General features: G+C 36.8%; 24 protein-coding genes. 10 read left to right on the top strand and 14 right to left on the bottom strand.

What is annotated here, in order from left to right; translation table 11 throughout:
• Nucleotides 1–76: 76 nt before the first annotated feature.
• Nucleotides 77–676 (bottom strand): hypothetical protein, encoded by a 600-nt coding sequence (locus H8B04_RS03360; RefSeq protein WP_165291251.1) that lies wholly within the window; start codon nt 674–676, stop codon nt 77–79.
• A gap of 344 nt (nt 677–1,020) precedes the next feature.
• On the opposite strand from H8B04_RS03360, the gene H8B04_RS03355 reads away from it, so the two are divergent.
• Complete coding sequence (locus H8B04_RS03355) at nt 1,021–2,385, top strand: glycoside hydrolase family 28 protein (protein WP_223815234.1); 1,365 nt, start codon at nt 1,021–1,023, stop codon at nt 2,383–2,385.
• Entirely contained in the window at nt 2,357–4,522 is a 2,166-nt protein-coding gene (locus H8B04_RS03350) for a hypothetical protein (RefSeq protein ID WP_223815232.1), read from the top strand. The genes H8B04_RS03355 and H8B04_RS03350 overlap by 29 nt, the downstream gene beginning before the upstream one ends.
• A gap of 52 nt (nt 4,523–4,574) precedes the next feature.
• Here H8B04_RS03350 and H8B04_RS03345 read toward each other — a convergent pair whose 3' ends face one another.
• The 3 genes from H8B04_RS03345 to H8B04_RS03335 form a co-directional block, all read right to left on the bottom strand.
• Nucleotides 4,575–5,153 carry a DUF4136 domain-containing protein gene (locus H8B04_RS03345; RefSeq protein ID WP_223815230.1) on the bottom strand — a complete coding sequence of 193 codons (579 nt, stop codon included), beginning with the start codon at nt 5,151–5,153 and terminating at the stop codon, nt 4,575–4,577.
• 63 nt (nt 5,154–5,216) lie between these two features.
• Nucleotides 5,217–6,005, bottom strand: coding sequence for an NAD(+) synthase (nadE, locus tag H8B04_RS03340; protein WP_190301447.1), 789 nt, complete (start codon nt 6,003–6,005; stop codon nt 5,217–5,219).
• 93 nt (nt 6,006–6,098) lie between these two features.
• Nucleotides 6,099–6,755, bottom strand: coding sequence for a porin family protein (locus tag H8B04_RS03335; RefSeq protein WP_190301446.1), 657 nt, complete (start codon nt 6,753–6,755; stop codon nt 6,099–6,101).
• A gap of 46 nt (nt 6,756–6,801) precedes the next feature.
• Here H8B04_RS03335 and gldB point away from each other — a divergent pair, with 46 nt between their 5' ends.
• Nucleotides 6,802–7,839, top strand: coding sequence for a gliding motility lipoprotein GldB (gldB, locus tag H8B04_RS03330; protein ID WP_190301445.1), 1,038 nt, complete (start codon nt 6,802–6,804; stop codon nt 7,837–7,839).
• Between the two features lie 36 nt (nt 7,840–7,875).
• On the opposite strand, the gene H8B04_RS03325 is transcribed toward gldB, so the two are convergent.
• From H8B04_RS03325 to panC, 7 genes are all read right to left on the bottom strand, one after another.
• On the bottom strand, nt 7,876–8,466 hold the full coding sequence (locus H8B04_RS03325) for an FKBP-type peptidyl-prolyl cis-trans isomerase (RefSeq protein ID WP_165291246.1): 591 nt from the start codon (nt 8,464–8,466) through the stop codon (nt 7,876–7,878).
• 59 nt (nt 8,467–8,525) lie between these two features.
• Entirely contained in the window at nt 8,526–9,185 is a 660-nt protein-coding gene (locus tag H8B04_RS03320; protein ID WP_165291245.1) for a hypothetical protein, read from the bottom strand.
• Nucleotides 9,186–9,260: 75 nt separating this feature from the next.
• Nucleotides 9,261–9,755 (bottom strand): thioredoxin family protein, encoded by a 495-nt coding sequence (locus tag H8B04_RS03315; RefSeq protein ID WP_190301444.1) that lies wholly within the window; start codon nt 9,753–9,755, stop codon nt 9,261–9,263.
• A gap of 10 nt (nt 9,756–9,765) precedes the next feature.
• Complete coding sequence (locus tag H8B04_RS03310) at nt 9,766–11,994, bottom strand: TonB-dependent receptor (RefSeq protein WP_190301443.1); 2,229 nt, start codon at nt 11,992–11,994, stop codon at nt 9,766–9,768.
• Nucleotides 11,995–12,175: 181 nt separating this feature from the next.
• Nucleotides 12,176–12,538: a hypothetical protein gene (locus H8B04_RS16970; RefSeq protein ID WP_317170635.1), complete on the bottom strand. Its 363-nt coding sequence runs from the start codon at nt 12,536–12,538 to the stop codon at nt 12,176–12,178.
• A 16-nt stretch (nt 12,539–12,554) separates the two neighbouring features.
• Entirely contained in the window at nt 12,555–12,905 is a 351-nt protein-coding gene (gene panD, locus H8B04_RS03300; protein ID WP_165291243.1) for an aspartate 1-decarboxylase, read from the bottom strand.
• 39 nt (nt 12,906–12,944) lie between these two features.
• Nucleotides 12,945–13,796: a pantoate--beta-alanine ligase gene (panC, locus tag H8B04_RS03295; RefSeq protein ID WP_190301442.1), complete on the bottom strand. Its 852-nt coding sequence runs from the start codon at nt 13,794–13,796 to the stop codon at nt 12,945–12,947.
• A gap of 145 nt (nt 13,797–13,941) precedes the next feature.
• On the opposite strand from panC, the gene H8B04_RS03290 reads away from it, so the two are divergent.
• Entirely contained in the window at nt 13,942–14,769 is an 828-nt protein-coding gene (locus tag H8B04_RS03290) for a glycogen/starch synthase (RefSeq protein WP_190301441.1), read from the top strand.
• Between the two features lie 53 nt (nt 14,770–14,822).
• Here H8B04_RS03290 and H8B04_RS03285 read toward each other — a convergent pair whose 3' ends face one another.
• Both H8B04_RS03285 and H8B04_RS03280 read right to left on the bottom strand, forming a co-directional pair.
• Nucleotides 14,823–15,143 carry a DUF493 domain-containing protein gene (locus H8B04_RS03285; RefSeq protein ID WP_165291240.1) on the bottom strand — a complete coding sequence of 107 codons (321 nt, stop codon included), beginning with the start codon at nt 15,141–15,143 and terminating at the stop codon, nt 14,823–14,825.
• A gap of 69 nt (nt 15,144–15,212) precedes the next feature.
• A complete protein-coding gene (locus H8B04_RS03280) occupies nt 15,213–17,471 on the bottom strand; it encodes a GH92 family glycosyl hydrolase (protein ID WP_223815228.1) in 2,259 nt (752 codons plus the stop codon).
• A 133-nt stretch (nt 17,472–17,604) separates the two neighbouring features.
• Between H8B04_RS03280 and H8B04_RS03275 the strand changes: the two genes are divergently transcribed.
• On the top strand, nt 17,605–18,591 hold the full coding sequence (locus H8B04_RS03275) for a LacI family DNA-binding transcriptional regulator (RefSeq protein WP_190301440.1): 987 nt from the start codon (nt 17,605–17,607) through the stop codon (nt 18,589–18,591).
• 1 nt (nt 18,592) lies between these two features.
• Here H8B04_RS03275 and H8B04_RS03270 read toward each other — a convergent pair whose 3' ends face one another.
• Nucleotides 18,593–18,967 carry a methionine-R-sulfoxide reductase gene (locus H8B04_RS03270; RefSeq protein ID WP_223815260.1) on the bottom strand — a complete coding sequence of 125 codons (375 nt, stop codon included), beginning with the start codon at nt 18,965–18,967 and terminating at the stop codon, nt 18,593–18,595.
• 415 nt (nt 18,968–19,382) lie between these two features.
• On the opposite strand from H8B04_RS03270, the gene H8B04_RS03265 reads away from it, so the two are divergent.
• Genes H8B04_RS03265 through H8B04_RS03245 form a run of 5 tightly spaced genes read left to right on the top strand, consistent with a single transcriptional unit; the run spans nt 19,383 to nt 26,400 of the window.
• On the top strand, nt 19,383–20,666 hold the full coding sequence (locus H8B04_RS03265) for a cytochrome c3 family protein (protein WP_190301439.1): 1,284 nt from the start codon (nt 19,383–19,385) through the stop codon (nt 20,664–20,666).
• Nucleotides 20,667–20,704: 38 nt separating this feature from the next.
• On the top strand, nt 20,705–23,719 hold the full coding sequence (locus H8B04_RS03260; RefSeq protein WP_190301438.1) for a TAT-variant-translocated molybdopterin oxidoreductase: 3,015 nt from the start codon (nt 20,705–20,707) through the stop codon (nt 23,717–23,719).
• A gap of 29 nt (nt 23,720–23,748) precedes the next feature.
• Nucleotides 23,749–25,230, top strand: coding sequence for an NrfD/PsrC family molybdoenzyme membrane anchor subunit (gene nrfD, locus H8B04_RS03255; protein WP_165291235.1), 1,482 nt, complete (start codon nt 23,749–23,751; stop codon nt 25,228–25,230).
• 5 nt (nt 25,231–25,235) lie between these two features.
• Nucleotides 25,236–25,772, top strand: coding sequence for a DUF3341 domain-containing protein (locus H8B04_RS03250; RefSeq protein ID WP_165291234.1), 537 nt, complete (start codon nt 25,236–25,238; stop codon nt 25,770–25,772).
• A complete protein-coding gene (locus H8B04_RS03245) occupies nt 25,765–26,400 on the top strand; it encodes a c-type cytochrome (protein WP_317166099.1) in 636 nt (211 codons plus the stop codon). The genes H8B04_RS03250 and H8B04_RS03245 overlap by 8 nt, the downstream gene beginning before the upstream one ends.
• The last annotated feature ends 15 nt before the right edge of the window (nt 26,401–26,415 follow it).

The following is a 26,415-nucleotide window of genomic DNA, read 5'->3' as shown; positions in this document are numbered from 1 at the left end:
ATAATTTGAGTATAAATGTCAAAGCCAACTTATTTAAGTTGGCTTTTTTATGTTTTATTCGAGAAAAATTTTATGATTATGACTCTCTTTTCATTTGTTCATCCAGCAATTGACGCTTAAGTTTTTGTTCGGTTTCCATAGCTTTCTTCTTATAAGCCTGAAAATCATTTTGAACTTCTTCTGCTGTTTTTTGATGCTCTACCGCATCTACCTTAGCTTTTCTAAAGGAGAATAGAATAATAAAAAACGCCAAACCTAATATCGCAATAATAGACCATACCAACATGTGATATGATGGTTTTGAAAAGTCTATCCCCAAAAAGGAGATGCTATCGGTTTTCTCTTGTTCCACGCGCAAGCTTTCGCTTAATGTCTGTACCGAATCTTTTAAGGATTGTACCTGCTGAACAGATGAGGAAGAATTCGCTTTCAAGGAAGCTATTTCTTTAGTGTATTTCGCTATAGAATCACTTACATTCCGTTGAATGATATCAATATTTGACTTTCGTATAATCTTAAAATCAGCATCTTGATTTCTGGATTGATTCAATAAAACCTGAAATTGAGATTGAATTGGCAGGTTAGATTGTAATTTTTGCTGTAATGTAGGTTGGGGTTGAGCAAAACTAACGATGGAGACAAAAAGAAATACGAAAGAAAGAAATGATTTATACATAGCGATTTTTGATGCGTGTTAAAGTCTTTACGTAAAGTTGTTAAAATATTTGCTTATTTACAAGAATACCACATTTAAATAAATATTTCTGTATTTCAAGTTCTTTTTGGTTAATTTTTAGGACAACTAAAAGGTCTTAACCTTAAATGTCCTTAATCTAACGCCGTAATATTCTAGCTATAAATAGATTTCTCGGCTGTAATCGTTGATCTTTCAGGATACTGCAGGATAGGAAAAGAGGCTTTTTTGAGTATATTAGAAATCGATAACCAAAGTTCAATCTACTCTATTTCAAATCTATTGCTATGTTGATAAGAATAAACTTATGTATTTTCCTGTGTTTTATGACACTTATTGTATGGGGACAAGGAAACGTGTGGACGTCTTCCAAACAACCACTTCAGGAAGTTGAAAATCTCAAAAAACTTATTAAAGCTCCCTCATTTAGAAATAAAGATTATAATATAAAGGATTTTGGTGCCATTGGTGATGGTAAACACAAAAATACGGATGCTATTCGAGAAGCTATTGAAAAATGTAATAGTGATGGTGGAGGCCGTGTTATTGTACCTAGCGGCACTTTTTTGACAGGAGCAATATATTTAAAAAGTAATGTAAATCTTCACATTAGTGAAGGAGCTACATTATTATTCAGTCGGGATAGTTCGGATTATCCTATGGTATTTACCCGTTGGGAAGGTATGGAATGCATGAATTATTCCGCTTTCATCTATGCTTATGAAGAAGAAAATATAGCCATTACAGGATCGGGATTGTTAGATGGTAATGCTGATCTGGATCATTGGTGGTATTGGTGTGGAGCGCGTCATTACGGTTGGAATGAAAGCCGTCCCGGAGAACAAAAACCTGCACGTGCGAAGTTACACCAACAGATGGCTGATGAAGTAAATCCGCGCAATCGTGTTTATGGCGATGGACACTTTTTAAGACCAAATTTTGTTCAAACTTATTTGTGTAAAAATGTATGGATAGCAGATGTGAAGCTAATTAACTCGCCTATGTGGAATTTACATCCTGTACTTTGTGAAAATGTCCTTATTGAACGTGTAAAAATTGAAACATTAGGTCCTAATAATGATGGAATAGATCCAGAGGCTTGTAAGAATGTCTGGATTAGAGACTGTTATTTTGATACAGGTGATGATTGTATTGCTATTAAATCGGGGCGGGACCAAGATGGTCGAAATATAGGCCGTCCTGCGGAAAATCATATCATAGAGAATTGCATGTTTAAAGAAGGACATGGCGGTGTAGTTATAGGTAGTGAGATAGGGGGCGGGGCGCGCAATATTTATGCGCTTAATAATACCATGGATAGTAAAGAACTAGACAGAGCTTTGCGTATCAAAACGAGTTCGAGTCGCGGTGGAATAATTGAGAATATATTTTTCTACAACACAAAAGTTGGGCAATATAAGGAAGCTGCGGTTCGCTTCAATATGTTCTATGAGAAACCCGGAAATCATATTCCTACTATTCGTAATATTTGGGTGGAAAAATTAGATGTGACGCACGGCGGAAAATATGCGGTACTTTCTGCTGCTTATGAATCCTCACCAGTGACCAATTTTACCATGATTGATTGTAATATCAATGGAGTAAAAGAACCGTATAAAGTCGACTATCTAAAAAATATAACCTTGAAAAATGTAAAAATTAATGGGAAAACGTACACCTCTTTTTACTAAAAATATAGTAAGATTCAGTGTTTTAATTGTTGTATTTCTTTCTCTTCAATCTTTTCAAAACCCTAAAATCAATAGAAAGAAAATAGTTCAGCGACACAATGTTATCAACACTGAAGTCGATATTCTCTCCTCTCTAACGGTGGGGAATGGAACTTTTGCTTATACCGTCGACGTAACTGGAATGCAATCTTTTCCAGAATTTTATAGACCAGGAGTTTCTTTAGGGACGCAGTCAGAATGGGGTTGGGATAGCTTTCCCAATCCTAACAATTATAAGTTTGAAGAAACACTAAAAGCTTATGACTTTAATAATGAAGGCAGAAATGCCTTATATAGCATTCAGCACAAAGAAGAGGGAAGACCAAAAGAAGCAACTGAATATTTTCGTGCTAATCCGCACCGTCTGCAGTTAGGTAATGTTGGTTTAGAACTCTATTTAAAGAATGGAAAAAAGGCAGAAATCACGGATATAAAAAATATTGAGCAAACTTTAGATGTATGGACGGGGTTAATAACCAGTCAATTTACCATTGATAATATTCCCGTAAAAGTTTATACCGCTTCTTATCAGCAATCGGATAGAGTAGGTGTGAAGATTGAATCCGCACTGCTTGCACAAAAACGCATTAAAGTATATATAAGATATCCTTATCCTACGGGAAGATTTTTGGATGAGGGAACAAATTATACGAATGAAGAGCAACATAGCTCTAATATTATTGCACAAAATAATACTTCTGCTGTAATTAAGCATACACTACAAGGCTCGGAATACAACACAACTTTACATTTTACCAACGCACAGGTTTCTAAATCTAACGCGCATTATTTCGTTGTAGAACCCATTTCTTCCAAACAGAACTTTGAAATTTCTTTTGCTTTTCATTCTACACAAAAGCGTATAACAAAAGGATTATTTACTGAGGCAAAAAAGGAAAGTGAAATTGCATGGACAAAATTTTGGAATTCGGGAGCGGCTGTAGATTTTGAAGGTAGCACGGACTCCCGAGCGAAGGAATTAGAAAGAAGAATTGTACTGTCTCAATATTTGACTCGTGTACAATGCTTAGGCAATAATCCTCCCCAAGAAACAGGTCTGACATTCAACAGTTGGTATGGTAAGCCTCATACTGAAATGCATTGGTGGCATGGGGTGCATTTTGCATTATGGGGAAGACCTGAGCTTTTGGAACATACGCTAGAATATTACTTTAGAACTTTTAATAAGGCAAAACAGTTAGCACAACGTCAGGGCTACAAAGGTGTTCGTTGGATCAAAATGTCTAGTAATGAGGGCGATGAAAGCCCATCTTCTGTAGCTGCATTTTTAATTTGGCAACAGCCACATCTAATTTACCTGACCGAATTATTATACCGTCACAATCAGGATGTGAAAGTATTGCATAAGTATAAAAATCTTATTCATGAAACAGCAGAATTCATGGCTCACTTTACCTCTTATAACAAAGAAAAAGATCTGTACGATTTGGGATTTGGGTTAATTCCTGCTCAAGAAGTTTTTCCAGCTGCCCAAACCAAAAATCCACCTTATGAGGTCGCCTATTGGGATTGGGCTTTGCGAACTGCTCAACAATGGAAAGAACGCTTAGGAGAAAAGCGTCAACCTAAATGGGATGAGGTTATTAATAAATTAGCTCCACTTCCAGTTAAAGATGGCGTGTATTTATCTACTGAAACGGCTCCCGATTCTTATTCCTTTGATAAGTGGATGACCGATCATCCATCTGTATTAGGTACATTAGGAATGGTTCCTGCATCCTCTAAATTAGACAAAGGAATTATGAGAAATACTTTTGATGTAGTTTGGAAGCGATGGTCATGGCCAGATACATGGGGGTGGGATTTCCCAATGACAGCAATGAATGCGGCTCGTCTTGGACTTTCAAATAAAGCCTTAGATGCTTTATTTATGGATATCCGAACTAATACTTATCTCAAAAATGGACACAATTATCAAGACGATAGATTACGGATTTACTTGCCTGGTAATGGAGGAATATTGACGGCTGTAGCAATGATGCTCGAAGGGTGGGACAACTCTGATTCAGATTCACCCGGGTTTCCAAAAGATGGCACATGGAAAATCAAAAAAGAAGGGTTTAAGAAGATGCCTTAAGGACATCTGCAAAATTTATAAAATAAAAATAGCTCCATTTAGGAGCTATTTTTTATTTGGATGTCTTCAATGGATATTGTTTCATGATACCATTTATCATTTTCGGAAGTCCATTGATAGCTTTTTCTGGGTTATCTACCTCTGTGGTGCCGCGGGCTTGCCATACTACAGATTTTGTATTACGGTCCACAGCTTCTAAAATAATATGACCATATCGTATTCTTTCTTTTCCTACAGGATAATTTGGCGAATAATATCCGTAATATCCCCATGGACGATACCAACCCCAAGGACCGCCCCAGCCCCAACCATAACCGTAAGGAGAGCCATAAACCAATCTGCTTTTGTTATTCACAATAGCAACATATCGGAAAAGTAAATCTGGATTTTCTTTGGTATAAGTTAAGCCGCGTTGTTCAATTTCTTGATTGGCAGTAGTCATGATATTGTGCTTGGCAATATCATTGCTAAAATAATCTTTAGAAAGGGAATCTACTGGCGGTAGCCATCCATAAGTTTTATATTGTCCGAAATCTAAATTCTGAACACGAGTGGTATGATATTTATTGGACGAACAAGAGGCCATTACTATAATAGCAAAAGCCGCTAACATGACACTTAAATTTTTCATAATAAAGCCTAGTTATATCTTGTATGACAGGGAAATAAATAAAAGGTTTAATTTATATTTATTTTATTTCCACTCTTCTGGAATATGGCAAACAGGAATAGGCTGAATTTTATGTTGAGCTGCTTTGTGCATACGGTCAAAAATTTTGAATACTTCCAAATCTCTTCCTGTATAGTCACTTTCCGACTTGCTGCCGTATTCTTTTTGGATTTTTTCTAATTCAGGATATGTGGCACCAATTTGTTGTTCGTCTGTTCGCTCCGCGTCCCATAATCCATCTGTTGGGATGGCATTTTTAATGCTTTCTGGCAAATCCAATGCTCTCGCTAATGCATAAACTTCCGTTTTGTATAAGTCCGCTATAGGTGAAAGATCGACCCCTCCATCTCCATATTTAGTATAAAAACCAATACCGAAGTCTTCCACTTTATTTCCTGTCCCGCACACTAATAAGGAATTTATTTGTCCATAGTAGTAAAGTGTCAACATGCGTAAGCGTGAACGTGTATTAGCTAATGCTAAATCTCTGTTTGGTATATCGGATTGTTTTGCATCAAAAATGTTAGTCAATTCATCAAATGCAGAAGTCAAATTCACACTCGTTCCTTTTACATTGGTAAACTTGTTTTTTAAATACTCAATATGTTCTAATGCACGATCGACTTGATCCGTTTTTTGGTGAATAGGCATTTCAACCGCCAATATTTCTAGGCCTGTCATTGCACAAAGCGTCGACACGACGCCCGAGTCAACGCCACCAGAGACACCTACTACAAATCCTTTCACTCTTGCTTGGGTAGCATAATCTTTGAGCCAAGTAACAATTCTATCGATGATTTTTTCTGTTTGCATAATAGGAAATTTATCAAATAAAAAGAGGTAAATACGAATTTAAAGATTGGATTCGTATTTACCTCTATTTTTATTCATTTTATTAGAATCTTTTTAGAAGAATAGACCTAAATTAAGTGCTAAGTATGAAGTTTTTGGCTTTCCTTCTTTGATTGCCCTCGTAAATCCATTATTAAAGGTTAATCCCGTCATCAATCCTAAGTTTTCACTTAATTTCCATTCTTTACCGCCTCCAATTTGAAGTCCTAAACGAAACAAATCATCACCTTCTATGGATTGATTTTTAGTTGCTCCCGCTAGTTTCTCTTTTCCAGACACTTTAAATCCAGCTGTGAAACCAAATTGACCATAGAATCTTCCTGTTTCATCTTCAACAGATTTCAATTTAATTGTCAAAGGAACTTCCACATATTGTAAACGGATTTTGTCTCTATCAATAGCTTCTCCAGGAAAATCTACTTTTGAAGCAATGGAATTGATTAATAATCCTGTAGAGAAATAATAGTTATCTGCAAAGCCTAAGTCAGCAACCAAACCATAAGAGAAGCCTGCTTTTGCTGTTGCTTCATACTCATCATCATAACGCAACCAACCAATGTTAGGATTTATAGAAAGTCCTAAACGGAAATTTTTTTCTTCTGAACTATTACGTGATCTATTATAATAGTCTTGTGCATTTACCTGCATAGCAAAGAAAAGAATCGCCAATGTAGCTAAGGTAGTAATTGTAGTTTTTGTAAAATTTAGCATACTTATAATTTTAGTTTTAAATTTATGGTTATAACTTCGTTTACTAATGAAATTAAAACCGCTACAAAAGTATTTCTTTTTTTTTATAGTTGCTATAGCATCTTGTCTCGAAACAACTACAATAAAACGACCTGACGTATCAAATATTATTGTTCAAGTACATATTGAACGTTTTGATCAAGACCTAGCCCAGATAAAACCAGAAGATATTAGTTTGAAGAACAAAGCTTGGCAAGAGCAATATAACGTATTCTACAGCAACTATATGCAGGATATTTTGCAAATAGCAAATCCAGCGGATAGCATCCGAGTGAAGGAATTTTTAACTCAAATTATTAAGCAAAAGGATTTTGTAGATTTGAACAAGGCTGTGGCAAAAGTTTATCCATCAATGGAATCATATGAAAAAGAGTTAACGCAGGTTTTTAAATATGTAAAATACTATTTTCCAGAATATAATATCCCACGATTTATTACCTATGTAAGCGGTTTTGCTTATCAAACACCTATTGGAGAAGATTATGTAGGCATAGGATTGGATATGTTTTTAGGAGCGGAATCTGAATTTTATCCTGCATTGGTGCAGTCAATCCCTCTATATATTTCAAGGCGTTTCACGCCAGAAAACATAGTTCCACGTGTAATAGAAGCGGTATTGCGCGAAGATATTTATTCAATTCCTGATCAAACCCACAATACCTTGCAACACATGATATACAATGGAAAGATAATGTATGCAATGGATATGCTACTCGAAAATGTATCGGATGAACTTAAAATAGGTTATACAAAAGAACAATTGGCTTGGGCAAACAAGTACCAAAGTGATGTATGGACATGGTTTTTACAGGAAAATCTGCTATATAGTACAGATCATTTGCGTACTCAAAAATATTTTACGGAAGCTCCTTTTACACCAGAACTGGGGGAAAAGAATGAGTCTGCTCCCAAGCTCGGATCGTTTATAGGATGGATGATGGTCCGTAAATATATGGAAAGGCATCCCGAGACTTCATTGAAGGAATTATTTGCTATAGAAGATGCGCAAAAAATTCTAGAAGGTTCTAAATATAAAGGTAAGTAAAACAAAAAAGTCAATCCATTCAGATTGACTTTTTGTTTATTGAACAACATCTTTTATGTCTATGACTTCTATTTCAAAAAATAAAGGAGAATTTGGCGGAATCTTACCCATATCTCTATTTCCATATGCATAATAAGAAGGAGTTACTATTCTTATTTTACTGCCTTTTTGTAATCCCGTAGAAGTAAGACCTCCAAATTCAGAAGAACCTATACTTTTAGGAATAAATGCAATTTGCCAAGCTGAAATTAGTCCACTCAATTTACTGGTAAAACCTGCATCAGTTTGATTAGAGTCAAAAGTTGAATTATCTGATATTAATTTACCAGTATATTTAACAGTTACAGCAGGCATTCTTAATGCTTTCACCATTTGCCCGTAATAATTTAAGGTATCTACCACTTTGTATACATAACTTCCATCAGTACCGGGATTCACCACTTCATACCACATTCCTGTTTCATCACCCGCATATACCATATTCGGGAAATTTGTATTTGCATATGATTTGATAAGTGGTTTCTCCGTTTCGAATTGGGCAATAGGGTCAAATATCTCTTCCTTAGCACAAGATAAGAAGGAGAACGAGATGATAATAAGGTATAAAATTGGTCTTAAAAAATTCATGAATCTAAATTAATAAAAAAGAGACAAAAAATTAATTTTATCTCTTTTTTATTGACATTTTATTGTATTTCCAAAACTTCAAATTCGTACACTAAAGGCGAATTAGCAGGGATATCACCTACTTTATTCGCACCAAATGCCCAAAGAGAAGGTGTTATCATTCTTATTTTACTACCTTTTTTAAGTCCATCTTTTGTTAAACCACCCATATTAAGAATTTTAACATCTATGTTGTTAAATTTTACAGCATAAGGGAAGAATGCAAAATACCAAGCATTGTTAAATGTATTGTTACTAGAGCCAGCGAAAGAGTATTGACCACCCTGAGTGTCAGACTGTACTACAGTACCATTTAATAATTTAGCTGTGAATTTAGCCTTGAAAGTAGGAGGAACTAAATTCTGGTAATTTGTTCCATTCGATTTATATTCATAAGAATTGTCTGTAGGCTGTGATAATATTTCATACCAAATACCTCTTTTAGCCGTTTTTTTGTCTATGTAGGAATATTTAATAGTAACCGTGTCTTCTATTGGATTTGTAAAATTAGCTTCTACATAATCTTCAATTTTTAGCTTCTCATCGGTTAGAAGTGAATCAATTGCTTTTTCTTGTCTCCTGTTGTAATCATCATAATCAAAATCGTCAGATTTATTACATGAGGTAAAAGTCGTAGTCAAGAATGCTACTGCAGCAAGTAAGCCAAATAATTTTTTCATAAGAATATTAAAATAGTTTATAGGTATGTAACGATCAAAATCGCATTTTGCTACAAAGAAATCAAATTTTTTCACTTATGACGAATTCTTTGTTAAAGACTTACTTATTGTCAGTATTAATTCATTGATTTGTTTATTGTTCAATATTCCATTATGTCGGAACACAGGTTTAAAATTTTCATCTAAAAGTATCCAGAATGGATAGGATAAACTTTGATTACCAGTAAAGATCGTTACGAGTTCATGTATTCCAGTGTTTATTCCCTTGGGTCTAAAGTGATATGTTTTTCCCATAAAGTCTATTGGATCTTTTCGTTCTGCATCAAATTCGATAAAGTAAAATTCGTCTTTATGGTTGTGGAAATATTCGTTTTTTTGAAGCTGGTTTTTCTGAAGGTCGCAGTACTGGCACCAATCCGTGGACAAAAGGATAAGCAAAGGTTTTGGCTTTTGCGCCATCAAACTATCTACCTGCTCAATTTTATGCGGATTAAATTGTGCAGAACTATTTAGCCCTGCACAAATTCCAATCATTATTAACAGAAACTGAATTACATATCTTGCTTCCATACTAACGGTTTTACATTAGATTATATCGTAAACCTAAAAATCCACGAGCTCCTTGATTTGGACCGTAAACATAACTAGGATCAAATGGTAATAAGTTAGGATCGTCAATTCTTTCAAAAGGGTCGTGAGCTCTGGAGATAATTTCAATGCCGCCTTTGGTAGGAGTCCAGTTTAAGAAGTTTTTAACCCCTCCAAATATTTCCAAACCGTTGTGGAATTTTTTGGTTAATTGAATATTCTGAATACTCCATGCTTTTGATTTGTCTGGACGGGTATCATTTTCCCCTAGGACAGGTAAACGCATTGGCCCAATTAGATTTCCTGTGTAATCAATGTTAACGCCCAAAGGTTTTACAGTATACCCAATCGTCCAAGTTCCCATTACCTTTTCGGTCAACATCTGCCATTCTTTTACATCGTTTTCTACACTGTACACGTCCATGACAGTAGCTCCAATCATCGCTTTCAGTCCACTGGTATGCGCCCAATCCAAATTGAGGGATAAGCCTTTCGAAACAGCGTGTCCGTCCAGATTAGAATATATAATTTTGTTTACATCTGATTCGTAGTCAGGAATAATCTTATTATCGAAATAAGTGTAGAAAGCGCTCGCGTCAATTGCAAAAACAGAACCTCCATCCATATAAAATTTCTTAATGTAGTTTACGTTACCATTCCAAGAGGTTTCTGGTTTTAAATCTTCTTCAAAAGTCACATCACGTGATCCTGTTAAGGCGGCGTGATCTTCTGTGAATACATTAGCTACACGGTACCCATTACCAATTCCTACACGTAAAACTTGGGTTTTGTCCAATGAATTCCATTTATAATTTACACGAGGAGAAACGATACTCCCATGGACAGAATTGTAATCATAACGGGCTCCAAGTAATAATTTGTGCTGCGGATGTAATGTAATTTCATCTTGCACAAAAAATCCTGGAAGGTGAGTTTTTGAAGAATTGATGGTAGCTGGAGTATTGTCATTATAATACGTAGAACGATAAGCTAAACCTGTCAACAAATCATGGTTTCCTAGTTCTTTTCGCCAGGTTAACTGTCCGAATGCAATTTTTTGATCCGCCAAATATTTTGTTTCGCCATATACGCTATTTTGATTGTGACCGTTTACGCTAAAAGTGAAAGTCAAATTTTCTGTGGTAGGTAAATCGTAAGCACCCATCAACTCCCAACGTTTGGTATAAATACTTTCGCCATAAACATCGTTTCCACCACGGTATTTCCTCGCCCAATTCATCTCACCACCCCAACGGTCTTCGTACACGTAGCGTCCAGCTAAGGTGAAGAGCTTATTGTCTTTACGGTCAAAATTCCATTTATTGAAAACAGAAAGTCTATTCTGTAGAGTTACATCGGTAAAGTTATCCCCATTATTATCAATAGGATTAGCATAATTGAAGTAATTAGCTCCGACCAGAGACTGCGCAGAACCTACCTCAAATTTGCCACCTAAGTCTAAGTTGTATTCTTGCCAAGAAGTCCCAAATGCTTCTACATTTAGTCGTGGTGCATTATTTGGACTTTTGGTAATGATATTGATTAATCCTCCTACAGCTTCACTTCCATAAAGCGTAGAGGCAGGTCCTTTTACGATTTCAACACGTTCGATTAAAGCCTGTGGAATACCATTTAAACCGTACACTGTTGATAATCCTGAGACGATTGGTAGACCATCAATCATCACCATGGTGTATGGACCTTCTAAACCATTTATATGGATATCACCTGTGTTACATACGCTACAGTTAATTTGCGGACGTACACCGTTTATGTTTTGAAGCGACTCAAAAATAGTAGGTGCAGGGTTTGCTTGGAAAAATTTGGCAGTAAAAACTTCTACTGGAATCGGGCTATCCAATTTTGATACTTGTTTCAACGTTCCAGAGACCACGACTTCTTCGAGGTTGCGGTTGTCCGAGTCCAATACAATTTCAAATCCATTTTGATATTCAGTTGCAGCAAGATCTTTTTTGGCTGTCAAAAAGCCTACAGCGCGAACAGTGATTTTTGTTTTTCCGTCAGGGATTTGAATAGAAAATTGTCCTTCAGAATTTGTTGAAATCGCCAATTTCGTGCCATCAACGAATACAGTAGCATTATCTATGGGATTCCCATGAGAATCTTTTATCGTTCCTTTAAGTAAATTTTGTGCATGAAGTACGAAAGCAAAGCTAACAAATACAGCAGTCAGCATACAGCTTTTTATAAGTTGTAACATATATAAGTTTCTTGTTAATGATTAGTTGGTATGAAATGACTACAAAGAAATTGGAAAGGACTATATATAAATACATATAGCCAGCTCCATTACATGTTGCTGTCAAATCAATTTTATTGTGTTTTTTAGAAGAAATCATTATTTCACAAGGCTAAAGCGTTGCAAAATGTTTGGGGTATCATTAAACAAGTGAGGGAGGTCCTCGTAGGTAAGAATGAAATATTGTTACAGCCTTTGTAGCACGGTTGTAAACTATATCAAAGGGAATAGAAAATTCATTGAAGACGGGAACTTCGAAAATAGTGAATTCACTTTCAATAAACGTTCCTTGATAGAGTACATCCAAAAAGCGAATCTCCGCATCGTTTTTGTGATGATGTTTTTGTTTCTTGGTAAAATCGTACGGGTGAATGTGGGTAATTATTTCACCTTTGGATGTTACCTCTTTGTGCATAAATACTATTCCACTAATCACAATTAACGTCATCCAACACGTCAATAGTGAGGCGATGAGTCTGCGATATGTAGAAATAGTATTTATCACAAAATAGTATTACATATTATTTTGTCAATCTATTGTTGTCGTCTGGAAACACTAATCTTGGTTTGTGGGCTTTCGCTTCTTCTCTGTCCATCAAAGCATAAGAAATGATAATCACAATATCACCTACTTGTACCAATCTTGCTGCAGCTCCATTAAGGCATATAGTTCCTGTGCCACGTTTTCCAGGAATGACGTAAGTTTCTAACCTTGCACCGTTATTATTATTTACGATTTGTACCTTCTCGTTCGCAATTATATCTGCTTCATCCATCAAATCTTCATCGATGGTAATACTTCCAACGTAATTCAACTCGGCTTGTGTGACACGTGCGCGGTGAATTTTGGACTTCATTACTTCAATCATCATGCTGCAAAGTTACGCTTTATATTTAAAATCTAAATGTCATTAATCGTTCAAAAGTATATTATCTATTAACCTAACGCCTTCAATCCAAGCGACTATATGAGCAATATATTGTTTGTCTGCTTCAACAGTTTCTACTCTTTCAAGCGTGCGTGTTTCACTAATAGCAAAATATTCCAGTTCTACTTCACCTTCTTCTGTAATCATTTGTTCCGCTATGTGCTGCAATTCTGGGATAGCAACGTTTTCGTTAAAGCCTTTTTTAACGGCTTGTAGGGTGTGGGAAAGGATTAAAGCTTTTTCTTTGCCCGCTTCGGAAAGCCTTGCATTTCTAGAACTCAAAGCCAATCCATTTTTACTTCGTATAATAGGACAGATAATTAATTGAATATCTAGATTTTTGATTTCAATCATGCGCTGAATAACCATCACCTGTTGGAAATCTTTTTGTCCAAAGCAAGCTACATCAGGGTTCACCAAATTGAATAATTTATACACGATTTGGGTTACCCCTTGGAAGTGACCTGGACGTTGTGCGCCTTCCCAGATTTGATCTAATCGGCCCAAATCAATGTGCCATTGTTCTTCGGTATCAGGATACATTTCTTCTACAGAGGGAATAAAAAGAATGTCACAACCCTGAGCTTCTAACAGTTTAATGTCATTTTCTATAGGGCGAGGATACTTTTCTAAATCCTTTGGATCGTTGAATTGTGTAGGGTTGACAAAGATACTACACACGACTATATCTGCGTGTTTTTTAGCTTCTGAAATAAGGGACATATGTCCTTCGTGTAATGCACCCATAGTAGGTACTAAAGCTATTTTTTGGTGCTGCGCACGTGGAGTTTCAAGGTAGGTGCGAAGCGAATTTTGGGTGTTGAAAATTTCCATATCGATATGGGTAAAATAGGGGTCAAAATTGCATAATAAATTTGTAATTAGAAAGCTATAAATCGCAAAGAATTGTAAAATTTGTTTATTATTCGTATCTTTGTACACCGATTTTACTGTTTAAATAATAAAAAAACAATTGGAGATGGCTAAAACGAAAATATTGTTTATTACCCACGAGATGTCGCCTTTCCTTGAAATAAGTAAAATTTCTGAAATAACACGCCAGTTACCTCAAGCGATGCAAGAAAAAGGATTCGAAATTAGAATTCTTATGCCACGTTTTGGTAACATTAATGAGCGCAGAAATCGTCTACACGAGGTGATAAGGTTGTCGGGAATGAATATAGTGGTGGATAATAACGATAATCCATTGATCATTAAAGTAGCATCATTGCCAGCAGCTCGTATGCAGGTGTATTTCTTAGATAATGAGGAATACTTCCAACGCAAAAAGGTGTTCAAAGATGAAAATGGAAAATTCTTTGAAGATAACAACGAACGTTCGTTGTTCTTCTGTAAAGGAGCACTAGAGACTGTTAAAAAATTAGGATGGTCTCCGGATGTAGTGCACTGTCACGGCTGGTTCACAGCTATGATTCCTTTGTACTTGAAAAAAGTATATCAAGATGATCCTACTTTCAAAGATGTTAAAGTGTTCTATTCATTATTCAATGAAGATAATGATTTCGGAGCAGATACATTGACATCAAAATATGGTGAAATGGCAGCTCAAGAAGATGTAAGTGCTGAGGATGCGGCTGTATATGGTTCAGGCAGTTATGTTGACGTATACAAAGGTGCCTTGACTTACACGGATATCGTTGTGAAAGCAGATGATAACTTGAATGCGGACGTGTTGAAATTTGTTGAAGAGCAAAATATTCGCGTGTTCACGCCAGAGTCTATAGATGATTATGAAGGATATTCAACATTGTACGAAGAGTTCGCTTCAGAAGAAGTAGAAGCTTAATATTTCTACGTATAAGACAAAAAAGGCTTTCCAATCGGAAAGCCTTTTTTGTCTTATAGCATAATGACTTTTTCTATCGTAGATACTTTTTTGTAGTAATCAATTACTTCATCCGCTGATTGCACAAAGGTTTCGACTGTTAAGGAATTATATTTTCCTGTTTTCGAGTCTTTAGAAGAAATTTTCGTACTAGGATGCTCAAATATTTTTTCTACTTGCTCTCTTTTATCCACATCAGCAGGAATAATAAATTTGAATGTATATATTGATGGAAATTGCTCAATATCCATCAATTTTTGTCTAAAGTTATTATAAAAATCAGCACCATTGTTGTCGTTGATGTCATTGATGCTGATGTTGTTGAAGTCACTCATTATTAAATCCTTTCTATAACTTGTTTCTGGATATAGTCAATTTACGTGCCGTTGCTATTCTGTCAGTAATTAAGGACGAAATGTCTTGTTTGCTCCAAACTTTTTATTGGGTGTGGCAGACATCTCAAAGATAAGTTCTCCACCCTTTAAAATATCGTTATGTGTAATGTAGCTTTTCTCATACTTCTTCCCATTTAAGGATACCTTATTAATATAGATATTCTTTGTACCGTGATTTTTCACTTGGATGTGGAAAGTTTTGCCACTTGGTAAATTAATGCTGGCTTCTTCCATCAAAGGGGAGCCAAAAACATATTTTCCATTCATTGGATTTGCTGGATATATTCCCATAGAAGAAAATACATACCACGCACTCATCTGTCCTACATCATCGTTGCCACAAAGACCAGCAGGCTCATTTGTGTAATATTTGGTCATTGCCTTGTGTACCAATGCAGCACCTTTCCATTGTTCCCCTGCATAAGCATACAAATAAGGTACGTGATGATTTGGTTCATTGCCTTGTGCATATTGTCCTATCATTCCTGAAATATCAGGAGACGCATCGTCCAATTGTTCGGGCAAAGCAATGAATTCATCCAATTTATTCAAAAAGGCTTTTTCTCCTCCAAAGAGGTTTATTAAACCGTGTACGTCTTGTGGTACGAGCCAAGTATATTGCCAAGCATTACCTTCACAATAATCATTTTCACGATGTTTCGCCATCAGTGGGTCAAATGGTCTTCTGAATTTTCCGTCAGCATGACGACCCACAAAATGTCCGACTTCTTTATCAAAATATTGCTCATAAAGTTTAAAGCGTTTGTGAAAATATTCAGCATCTTCTACTTTGCCCAAATGCTTAGCTGCTTGATATGCTCCAAAATCAGCGATAGCATATTCCAATGCCCAAGCTACAGATTCATTTTGCATATGTTCGATAGGAATATATTTAAGGTCTCGAACATATTCCAAACCGTGTCCACTGCCAATTGCTGTGGTTTTAATGGCTTCATAAGCTAGCTCAATTTCGGAAGGATCTATTATTCCTTTCAGAATAGCGTCTGCAATGATAGGAATTGCGGGAAGACCTACCATAGTATTGGTTTCGTTTGCCCAAAGATGCCATACTGGAAGTTTGCCTTGTTGTTGGTAAATTTTTAGCATCGAACTAACGAAATCTTTATTCTTTTGGCCTTCAAGGATGGTCATCAGTGGATGTAAAGCACGATACGTGTCCCACAAAGAGAATACGGTGTAGTTTTGATGATTTTTGTCGTTATATACTTGTTTATCTGTGCCCATATAATCGCCATTTACATCGCTGAAGATTGTAGGGGCGAAGTAGGAATGATACAATGCGGTGTAGAATATCGTTTTGGTGTTTTCGTCTGCTTTGAAATCAATTTTGCTTAAGACATTATTCCATTTTGCCACAGCCCATTTTCTCGCTTGTTCAAAATTCCAATACGGAATCTCTGCTTTAATATTTTCTAAAGCATTAACTGTACTTACTGGAGAAATACCCACTTTCAGTTCTACAGCTTTGGTTGGATCGATAGATATAATAGCTTTTGTAGCTGTGCTTTTTGCAATATGGTAATCAGCAGCAGGGATGCTATCGTTATAGAGTTCTACTCTTTTGAATTTTGTATTTGATTGGATAGCAAAATAAACTTTTTGGTCATTCGCCCAGCCTGTGGAGAAACGATATCCTACGATTGTAGAATCATTTACCACCTTTATATAGGTGTCCGTAGGACTATCCCAATTCATTTTAAAGCCCAAATCAATTAGAATATGGGGATTGTCTTTTTTGTTAAAAGTGTATTTGTGATAGCCTACGCGCTCAGATGCGGTCATTTCGGCAAGGATGTCATAATCTTCTAGCAGCACTTTATAATATCCTGGAGACACGGTTTCGTTGGCTTTACTTATTTTTGAACCGTAACCCTCATTCATTTTATTGAATGGTGCTTGTCTTATATGCGTTTTGCCATTAGCTGGAAGAATTAATATATCATTTAAATCCCCGATACCAGTACCGCTAAGGTGCGTATGCGTAAAACCTAAAATTTCCTCGCTCTTATAGTTGTAGCCGCTACACCAATCCCAACCATTGAATTTATCCCATGTTTGTGAGATTTGACTAGGTCCCAATTGTACGGCACCATTTGGCACATTTGCGCCCACAAAAACATGTCCATGATCAGCAGAACCAATATAAGGATTGACAAATTGGGTGTAATCTGTCTTCTGTGCAAATGAAATCGAAGTGAAAGAAATGGATACTAATACAGCTAAAGCCGTGCTAAATATCTTTCTCATAATGGGTTTTAATTTAGAGTTTACAAAATACGCTGCAAGATAAAACCTTTTAGCAAATATATCATGATTTTATTTCAGAAAATTTGTAAGAATTCATTAGATTAGAGAATCTAAATTTTCAATTATTAAAAATATGAAGAAAAGGCTTTCTATTAGTGATATAGCTAACAATCTTGGGGTTTCGGTGACAACCGTTTCTTTTATTTTAAATGGCAAGGCCAAGGAGAAGCGCATTAGTGACGCATTAGCCAAGAGAGTGTTGGATTATGTCAAGAAAGTCGATTACAAACCCAATCAACTTGCTAAAAGTCTTCGTACAGGGAAATCCAAAAGTATTGGACTTTTGGTAGAGGATATTTCGAACCCATTCTTCGCGAATATTGCAGACCGTATTGAGAAGCTGGCTTATGACCATGGTTATCATATAATATACTGTAGTATGAAAAATGATGAGCAGCGTGCCAAAGAATTGATTCAGCTGTTTTACGATCGCCAAATTGATGGTTTCATTATTGCGCCTACAGAAGGATTAAGCGATGTTATTAATAATCTTTTGAAGAGCTCGGTTCCTGTCGTGTTGTTTGATAGACCGCTCGCTGATGTGGATACGCATACAGTTATTTCTGAAAATGTGGAAGGCGCTTATCAGGGCACAATGTTTTTATTAGAGCAAAAAAATGCAAAGCGTATAGGCTTCGTGACTACTAATAGTACCCAATCACAAATGAAAGGTCGTCTGGAAGGCTATATGAAAGCGGTAGATAATGTGGGTATGGATTTATTGGTGAAGAAAATCAATCCTGCGCAAACTGAAGAAGAAGTGGTTTCACAGTTGAAAGATTTTATTTCGGATAATAAATTGGATGCAGTGCTGTTTGCGACCAACTATTTGGCTATTAATGGATTGAAGGCTATAAAACAATATCAGCTAGAGGTAGATAAGTTAATTTCATTTGATGAAAATACTACATTTGGTCTTGTGAATCCTCCTGTTTCGGCTATTTCTCAGAATATCCAAGAAATAGCACAAGAGGTTGTTCGTATTTTGGTGAATCAAATTCATGGCAAACTCGATAAGATCGAAAAAGTCGTGATTCCATGTAATCTGATCGCGCGCTAAACTATTTTTCTGCAGGAACGAATTTCATCGAGATAGAATTGACACAATGACGTGTGTTTTTAGCAGTGAATCCTTCGCCTTCAAAAACATGACCTAGGTGTGCGCCGCAGGTATTGCATAAGATCTCTACACGTCTACCGTCCGCATCTCTTTCTCTTTTTACTGCTCCAGGGATTTCATCATCGAAACTTGGCCATCCGCAGTGGGATTCAAATTTGTCTTCTGATTTATACAATGGAGCATTACATCTTCTACATATATATGTTCCTTTTTCTTTGTTATCCAATAATTCTCCTGTGAAGGGCATTTCTGTTCCTTTGTGAACGATGATGTATTCTTCTTCGGGGGTCAATTTGTTAAAATTACTCGTATCCATAGTTTCTGTTTTTGTTGATTTCACAATATGTTTCTTTTGCTGTTGACAAGATAATGCAATTAACATTACCAGACCTATTATTATAATTGAAAAAAAACGATGCATAACTGTGAAAATATGTGTATTTTACTGTATAATAAATGACAAATGAAATAAAAAAATGTTTCTCTTGATATTTCTTTATTCATGTACTAACCAAAGATGTTATAAGTAGCTGTATAATGGCTTTTAAAGTTAATTATACAAAGAAAAGCAACTTATTTAGAATGATTTTAAATTGACAATTTGAGTCATTAAATTGTCAGGGATTGCTTATAAAGTCCTACTTTTGTGCATTGTTTGATGGGTGAGGACCCTTCATGCAGTGGATAAAGTAATTTTTATATTCATAAATAAATAGTATAAAGTGCTAAATATGAGAAATATCTCATCCGTATTGGGAAGATTTGCGAAGTCAATATCAGTTAGTTTGGTATTGTTGTTTGCTGTTACGATGTCGTCGAATGCGCAGGATGCTAAGGAAGGGGCAGCGTTATTTAAGGCGAACTGTACTGCTTGTCACAAAGTGGACAGAAAAATGACAGGTCCTGCATTAGCGGGTATGTCTGAGAGACACTCTGAAGAATGGTTGGTGAAATGGATTAAGAATTCAGCAGCGTTGATCGCTTCTGGTGATCCTGTAGCTAATCAAATTTATGAAGAGTATAATAAAGTAGCGATGCCTGCTTTTACACAATTTTCTGATGATCAAATCAAAGGAATTATTGCTTACGTAAAAGAGGAAGAAGCTAAAGCAAACGATCCTAATAAAGGTGGTGCTGCTGCGGCTGGTGCTGCTGCTAGTTCAGATGCGAACAATTTAATGATCTTAGGTATTGCTGCTGTATTGGTGTTAGCAATTGGAGTGATCGTTATTTTGAGCCGTGTTATCAAAACTTTAGAAAAAGTTATTGCTAACAATGCTGCTGCTATCGAAGCTGCTAAAGCACGCAACGAAGCTTACGAAGAGTCTGGTAAAGTAAAATTTGCACAGAAATTCTTGAAAAACAAAAAGCTTGTTGGCTTCACTGCTTTGATGGTTGTAGGTTTATTGGCTGTATTAGGTTGGCAAACGATGTGGAATGTAGGTGTGCATACGGGTTACAAACCAGTTCAACCTATTAAATTCTCTCACCAAATTCACGCTGGTGTTAACCAAATCGAATGTCAATACTGTCACGGTGGTGCATTCAAATCTAAGAATGCTTCTATTCCTTCTGCTAACGTATGTATGAACTGTCACAACACGATTACTGCTGCAGATCACTATGATGGTGAGACTTCTCCAGAGATTCAAAAAATCTATCGTGCAGTGGACTGGGATCCAGAAACTCGTACGTATGGTAATAACCCTCGTCCTATTGAGTGGGTTAGAATTCACAACTTACCTGATTTCGCATATTTCAATCACTCACAACACGTTAGTGTGGCTGGTGTTGAATGTCAAACTTGTCACGGTCCTATCGAGACTATGGAAGAAGTATATCAATACTCTCCATTGACAATGAAATGGTGTGTGGAGTGTCACAAAAACACAGAAGTTAATGCTGATAACAAATATTACGATCAGTTGATCGCTGCGCACGAGAAGTTGAAAAAAGGAGAGAAGATGACTGCTGCAATGATCGGTGGATTAGAGTGTGGTAAGTGTCACTATTAATAATTAATTAGGAAAACGCAATCTTATATACAGCTTAAATGGATAGCAATAAAAAATATTGGAAAGGTTTAGAAGAGTTAAATCAAACTCCTGCTTTCGTAGAGAATAGCAAGAGTGAGTTTGCTGAGCCTATTCCTGTAGAAGATGTATTAAACGAAGCAGGCTTAAGTACAAGAACACCTCGTCGTGATTTCTTGAAGGCTTTAGGTTTTGGTTTGGGAGCTGTTACATTGGCAGCGTGTAACCGTACGCCGGTTCACAAAGCTGTTCCTTATGTAATTAAACCAGAAGAGGTTACTCCTGGTATTCCTAACTACTACGCTTCATCATTCAATGGACAAAGTATTTTAGTTAAAACTCGTGAAGGTCGTCCAATCTTCATCGAGCCTAACCCTAACGGTATCGGATTGAACCAAGGTTCGGATGCTACAACTGTAGCTTCTGTATTGGATCTATACGATATGTCTAAATTACAGAATCCTCAATTAGACGGTAAAGATGTAGAATGGTCTAAATTAGATAGCACGGTAATCGCTGCTTTAAACAAAGCTGCTCAGGCTGGTAAGCAAATCGCTATCGTTTCGACGACAGTTAATTCTCCATCAACTTTAGCTTCTATCGCGAAGTTAACAGCTAAATATCCTACTGCTACTTTAGTACAAGTAGATGCTGTTTCTTACAGTGGTATTATTGAAGCGAACAAAAATTCATTTGGCAAGGCTGTTATCCCTTCTTACAATTTCGGAAATGCTCAAGTAGTTGTTTCAGTAGCTGCGGATTTCTTAGGTTCTTGGTTGTCAGGTGAAGAGCATTCACAAGATTATATCAAAAACCGTGACTACAAATCATTGAAAAATGGTAAAATGTCACGTCATATCCAATTTGAGTCTGGTCTTTCCATGACGGGTTCAAATGCCGATGTACGTATCGCTATCAAACCTTCTGAAGAAGGAGCTGTGTTGATTTCATTGTACAATGAAATTACAGGTCAATCTTTAGCTGGTGGTACTACAAACGCAAAAGCACAAACAGCAATTAAATTAGTAGCTAAAGAATTAGTAGCTGCTAAAGGTGCTGCAGTAGTAGTAGCAGGCGCTAATGACATCAACATTCAATCATTAGTAAATGTTATCAATACACAATTAGGTGCTTACGGTGCTATCATCGATTTAGATAATTATTCAAAACAATATCAAGGTTCTGATGCTGCTTTCCAACAATTTTTAACTGCTGCTAAAGGTGGTCAAGTAGGAGTAGCATTATTCTTGAATAGCAACCCTGTTTACAATTACTTCAACGCTGAGGATGTAAAAGCGGCAATTTCTAAAGTTGACTTTACATTATCATTCGCTGATCGTGCTGATGAGACAGCTTCATTATTGAAAGCTATCGCACCAGTTCCTAATTACTTAGAATCTTGGGGTGATGCTTCAGCTAAAGAAGGATTGTTTACAATTGTTCAACCTACTATCAACCCAATTTATAACACGCGTCAAGCTGAGCAAAGTTTCTTAGTGTGGGCTGGCGATACTACGAACATCTATGATTTCGTAAAACAAAATTGGGAAGCTAATATCTTAGCTGGTACTGGTAAATCTTGGAAAGAAGTATTACAAGCTGGTTTTATATATAAAGGTACTACTGCTGGCTCAGCTTATTCAGCTAATGCTGATGTAGCTTCTGTAGCTTCAGCTATCGTTGCTGATGCGAAAAAAGTAGCTGGCGACGTAGAATTGAAATTATACGAATCTCCAGTATTGCGCGACGGTCGCTATGCGAACAACGCATACTTACAAGAGTTGCCTGATCCAGTAACTAAAGTAACTTGGGACAACTTTGCAGCTATCAACCCTAAATTTGCTGAGCAATTAGGTCTTGGTGAAAATAGTAAAGTAACTGTAGAAGCAAATGGTAAATCAATCGAATTGCCAGTTGTATTACAACCAGGTCAAGCACTAGGAACTGTTTCTGTCGCTGTAGGTTACGGTCGTACTGCAGTAGGTAAAGCGGGTAACAATGTAGGTCAAAACGCTTATCCATTAGCTTCATTAATAAACGGTACAATTCAATTCGCTGCTAAAGCGTCAGTATCTAAAGCTTCTGGATCTTACGAATTAGCACAAACACAAACACATCACACTATCGAAGGTCGTAACATCATTCGTGAAACTACTTTCGCTAAATATCAAAAAGATCCGCACTCAGAGTCAGGTCGTTTCGCAGATTCTCACAAATCATATGACTTGTGGAACAAATTCGAAAGCCCTGGTCACAAATGGGTAATGGCTATTGATTTAAATGCTTGTACTGGTTGTGGTTCATGTATTGTTGCTTGTAATGTTGAAAACAATATCCCAGTAGTAGGTCGTGACGAGGTTCGTCGTCGTCGTGAAATGCACTGGTTACGTATTGACCGTTATTACACTATCGCGGATAACGAATCAAATGCGTATACTAAAGAAAAAGAAATCGCTAAAGCTGATGCTTTAGATTTCGAAAATGTTTCAGTTGTTTACCAACCAATGTTGTGTCAACACTGTGACCACGCTCCTTGTGAAACTGTATGTCCAGTATTAGCGACAGTACACTCTTCAGAAGGTCTTAACCACATGGCTTACAACAGATGTTTCGGTACACGTTACTGTGCAAACAACTGCCCATACAAAGTACGTCGTTTCAACTGGTTCAACTACTGGAATGATTCACGCTTTGATAACTACTTAAATAACGAGTTTACACAATTAGTATTGAATCCAGATGTTACTACACGTTCGCGTGGGGTAATGGAGAAATGTTCAATGTGTATCCAACGTATTCAAGCTGGTAAATTGAAAGCAAAAATGGAAAACCGTAAGTTGGTAGATGGAGATGTGAAAATGGCTTGTCAAGCGGCATGTTCGGCAAACGCTATTATCTTCGGTGATGCAAATGATCCTAATTCTGAAGTATCTAAAGCATTACGTAACGAGCGTGTTTACTATGTGTTAGAAGAGATCAATGTTCAACCGAATATCGGTTACATGACTAAAGTTAGAAACACATTTGAAGCATAATTTTATTCTTTATTTGAAATAAAACAACTATGTCATCGCATAACGAATCAATATTAAGAGAACCATTAATGACCGGTAAGGACATCACGTATGCACAAATTACGGATGATATCTTACTACCGGTTGAAAATAAACCCAACAAAGCTTGGTGGATTGGATTTATTGTAGCCTGTGTAGGAGCTAGCTTATGGGTTATTAGCGTTGGATACACGTTCTGGACGGGTATCGGTGCTTGGGGTCTAAACAAAACAGTAGGTTGGGCATGGGATATCACCGACTTCGTATGGTGGGTAGGTATCGGTCACGCCGGTACGCTTATCTCAGCCGTATTATTATTATTCCGTCAAAACTGGCGTAACTCCATCAACCGTTCTGCGGAAGCGATGACGATTTTCGCCGTTATCTGTGCCGCAACGTACGTTGTAGCGCACATGGGACGTCCTTGGTTAGCTTATTGGATTTTCCCACTTCCAAACCAATTCGGTTCTTTGTGGGTAAACTTTAACTCACCACTTGTATGGGATGCTTTCGCGATCTCTACATACTTCACGGTATCATTAGTATTCTGGTACTGTGGTTTATTACCAGATATCGCTTCAGTACGTGACCGTGCTACTGGTTTGAGAAGAAGAATCTATTCAATCTTCTCTTTCGGATGGAATGGTTCAGTAAAAACATGGCAACGTTTTGAAATCGTGTCCTTGATTTTGGCTGGTATTTCTACTCCACTTGTACTTTCGGTACACACTATCGTATCTATGGACTTTGCTACTTCGGTAATTCCAGGATGGCACACGACAATCTTCCCTCCATATTTCGTGGCAGGTGCGATTTTCTCGGGCTTCGCGATGGTACAAACATTATTATTAATCTTACGTAAAGTATTGAATTTTGAGCACTATATCACGATGTTCCACATTGAGTCTATGAACAAAATCATCATGACTACAGGTTCTATCGTAGGTGTTGCTTATTTGACTGAGTTATTTATTGCGTGGTATTCAGGTTCTGAATATGAGATGTATGCTTTCGCAAACCGTGTTGCTGGTCCTTACGCTTGGGCTTATTGGGCGATGATGACATGTAACGTAATCTCACCTCAGTTATTCTGGTTCAAAAAGATTCGTACAAGTATTCCTATTTCATGGGTATTGTCAATCATCGTAAACATTGGTATGTGGTTCGAACGTTTCGTAATTATCGTAACTTCATTACACCGTGATTACTTACCATCATCTTGGGCAATGTTCTACCCAACATGGACTGACGTTGGTATCTTTGTAGGTTCAATTGGTTTATTCTTCGTATTATTCTTATTGTTCTTACGTTTCTTACCAGGTATCGCAATCGCAGAGGTTAAGTTATTATTGAAAAGTTCTAGCTTACAACATAAAACTAAATTGGTACAAGAAGGTGCTTTCCCTGAGGATCAAGTTGAATTCTTCAAAGGATCATTGGAAAAATACGATTCAGTTTCACAAGAGGACATTAACGCATTACGTAAAAAATAACAGCAATGAGCAATACAAAATATATACTAGGTAGTTTTGCTGATCCTGATGATTTGATGCACGGGATTGAAAAATTGCAAGCAAATAATATTAGCATATACGACTGTTTTACGCCTATGCCGATTCACGGAATCGAAGCTAAATTGGGTGTAAAGCCTTCGAGATTACCTATCGCAGCCTTCTGTTTTGGTGCTTTGGGTACTACATTAGGATTTAGCTTATTATACTATACCATGGCTTATGATTGGCCAATGAATATCGGTGGTAAGCCATCATTACCATTACCTAACTTTGTACCGGTAACATTTGAGGTGACGATCTTGTTATGTGCATTAGGTATGGTAGCGACTTTCTTCTTCCGCAATCATTTATTTCCAGGACGCGCGCCACGCGTTATGGATTTGAGAGCTACGGACGATCGTTTCATTTTGGCAGTTGATGCGCGTGAAAATACAGATCATGCTTTAGTAGATTCTTTATTAAAAGAAGCTGGAGCAGTAGAGGTTAAATACAATGAAAGAAAATATGTTAGTTATGAATAAGAAGAATTTTCTTGGCGCTGTATGTATGGCTGTAGCTTTCGCAGCAGTAACTACTGCTTGTGGAGATGGTACTACGCGTAGCACAGGTTTGGAATTTTCGCGTAATATGTACGATCCGTTAGCATACAATCCAGATCAGCCAAACAATAATTTCAAAAATAAACAAACAGCTCAAACTCCTCCTGCAGGTACATTACCTCAAGGTTTCGAAAGATTTGCTGCTGAATATTCAAATACACCAGAGGATTACCAAAGAGCGGGAGCGGAGTTAACTAACCCACTTCCTGTGAATGAGGAAAACTTAGCGCAAGGACAACACTTATACTTAGTAAACTGTGCAGTATGTCACGGTAAAGAAGGTAAAGGTGACGGTTCTATTACTAAAGATCGTTCGGTGACAGATTCGAGAGGTACTCGTCAGTTAGAGAACTTCCCTAATCCTCCAGCTTACACAAGATCAGGTGGAGCGAATTCATCAAGAGGTGGATTAATGGCAGATTTGACTGCTGGTAAAATTTATCATACTATTTACTACGGTTTGAATACAATGGGATCACATGCATCTCAATTGAATCCAGAAGAGCGTTGGAAAGTAGTTATGTATGTTCAAGAATTACAAAAGAAATAATCTAACATCAATTTA

The organism is Sphingobacterium litopenaei, assembly GCF_014692495.1.
GTDB classification, from domain to species: Bacteria; Bacteroidota; Bacteroidia; order Sphingobacteriales; family Sphingobacteriaceae; genus Sphingobacterium; species Sphingobacterium litopenaei.
This window is presented reverse-complemented; position numbering and strand designations above follow the sequence as displayed.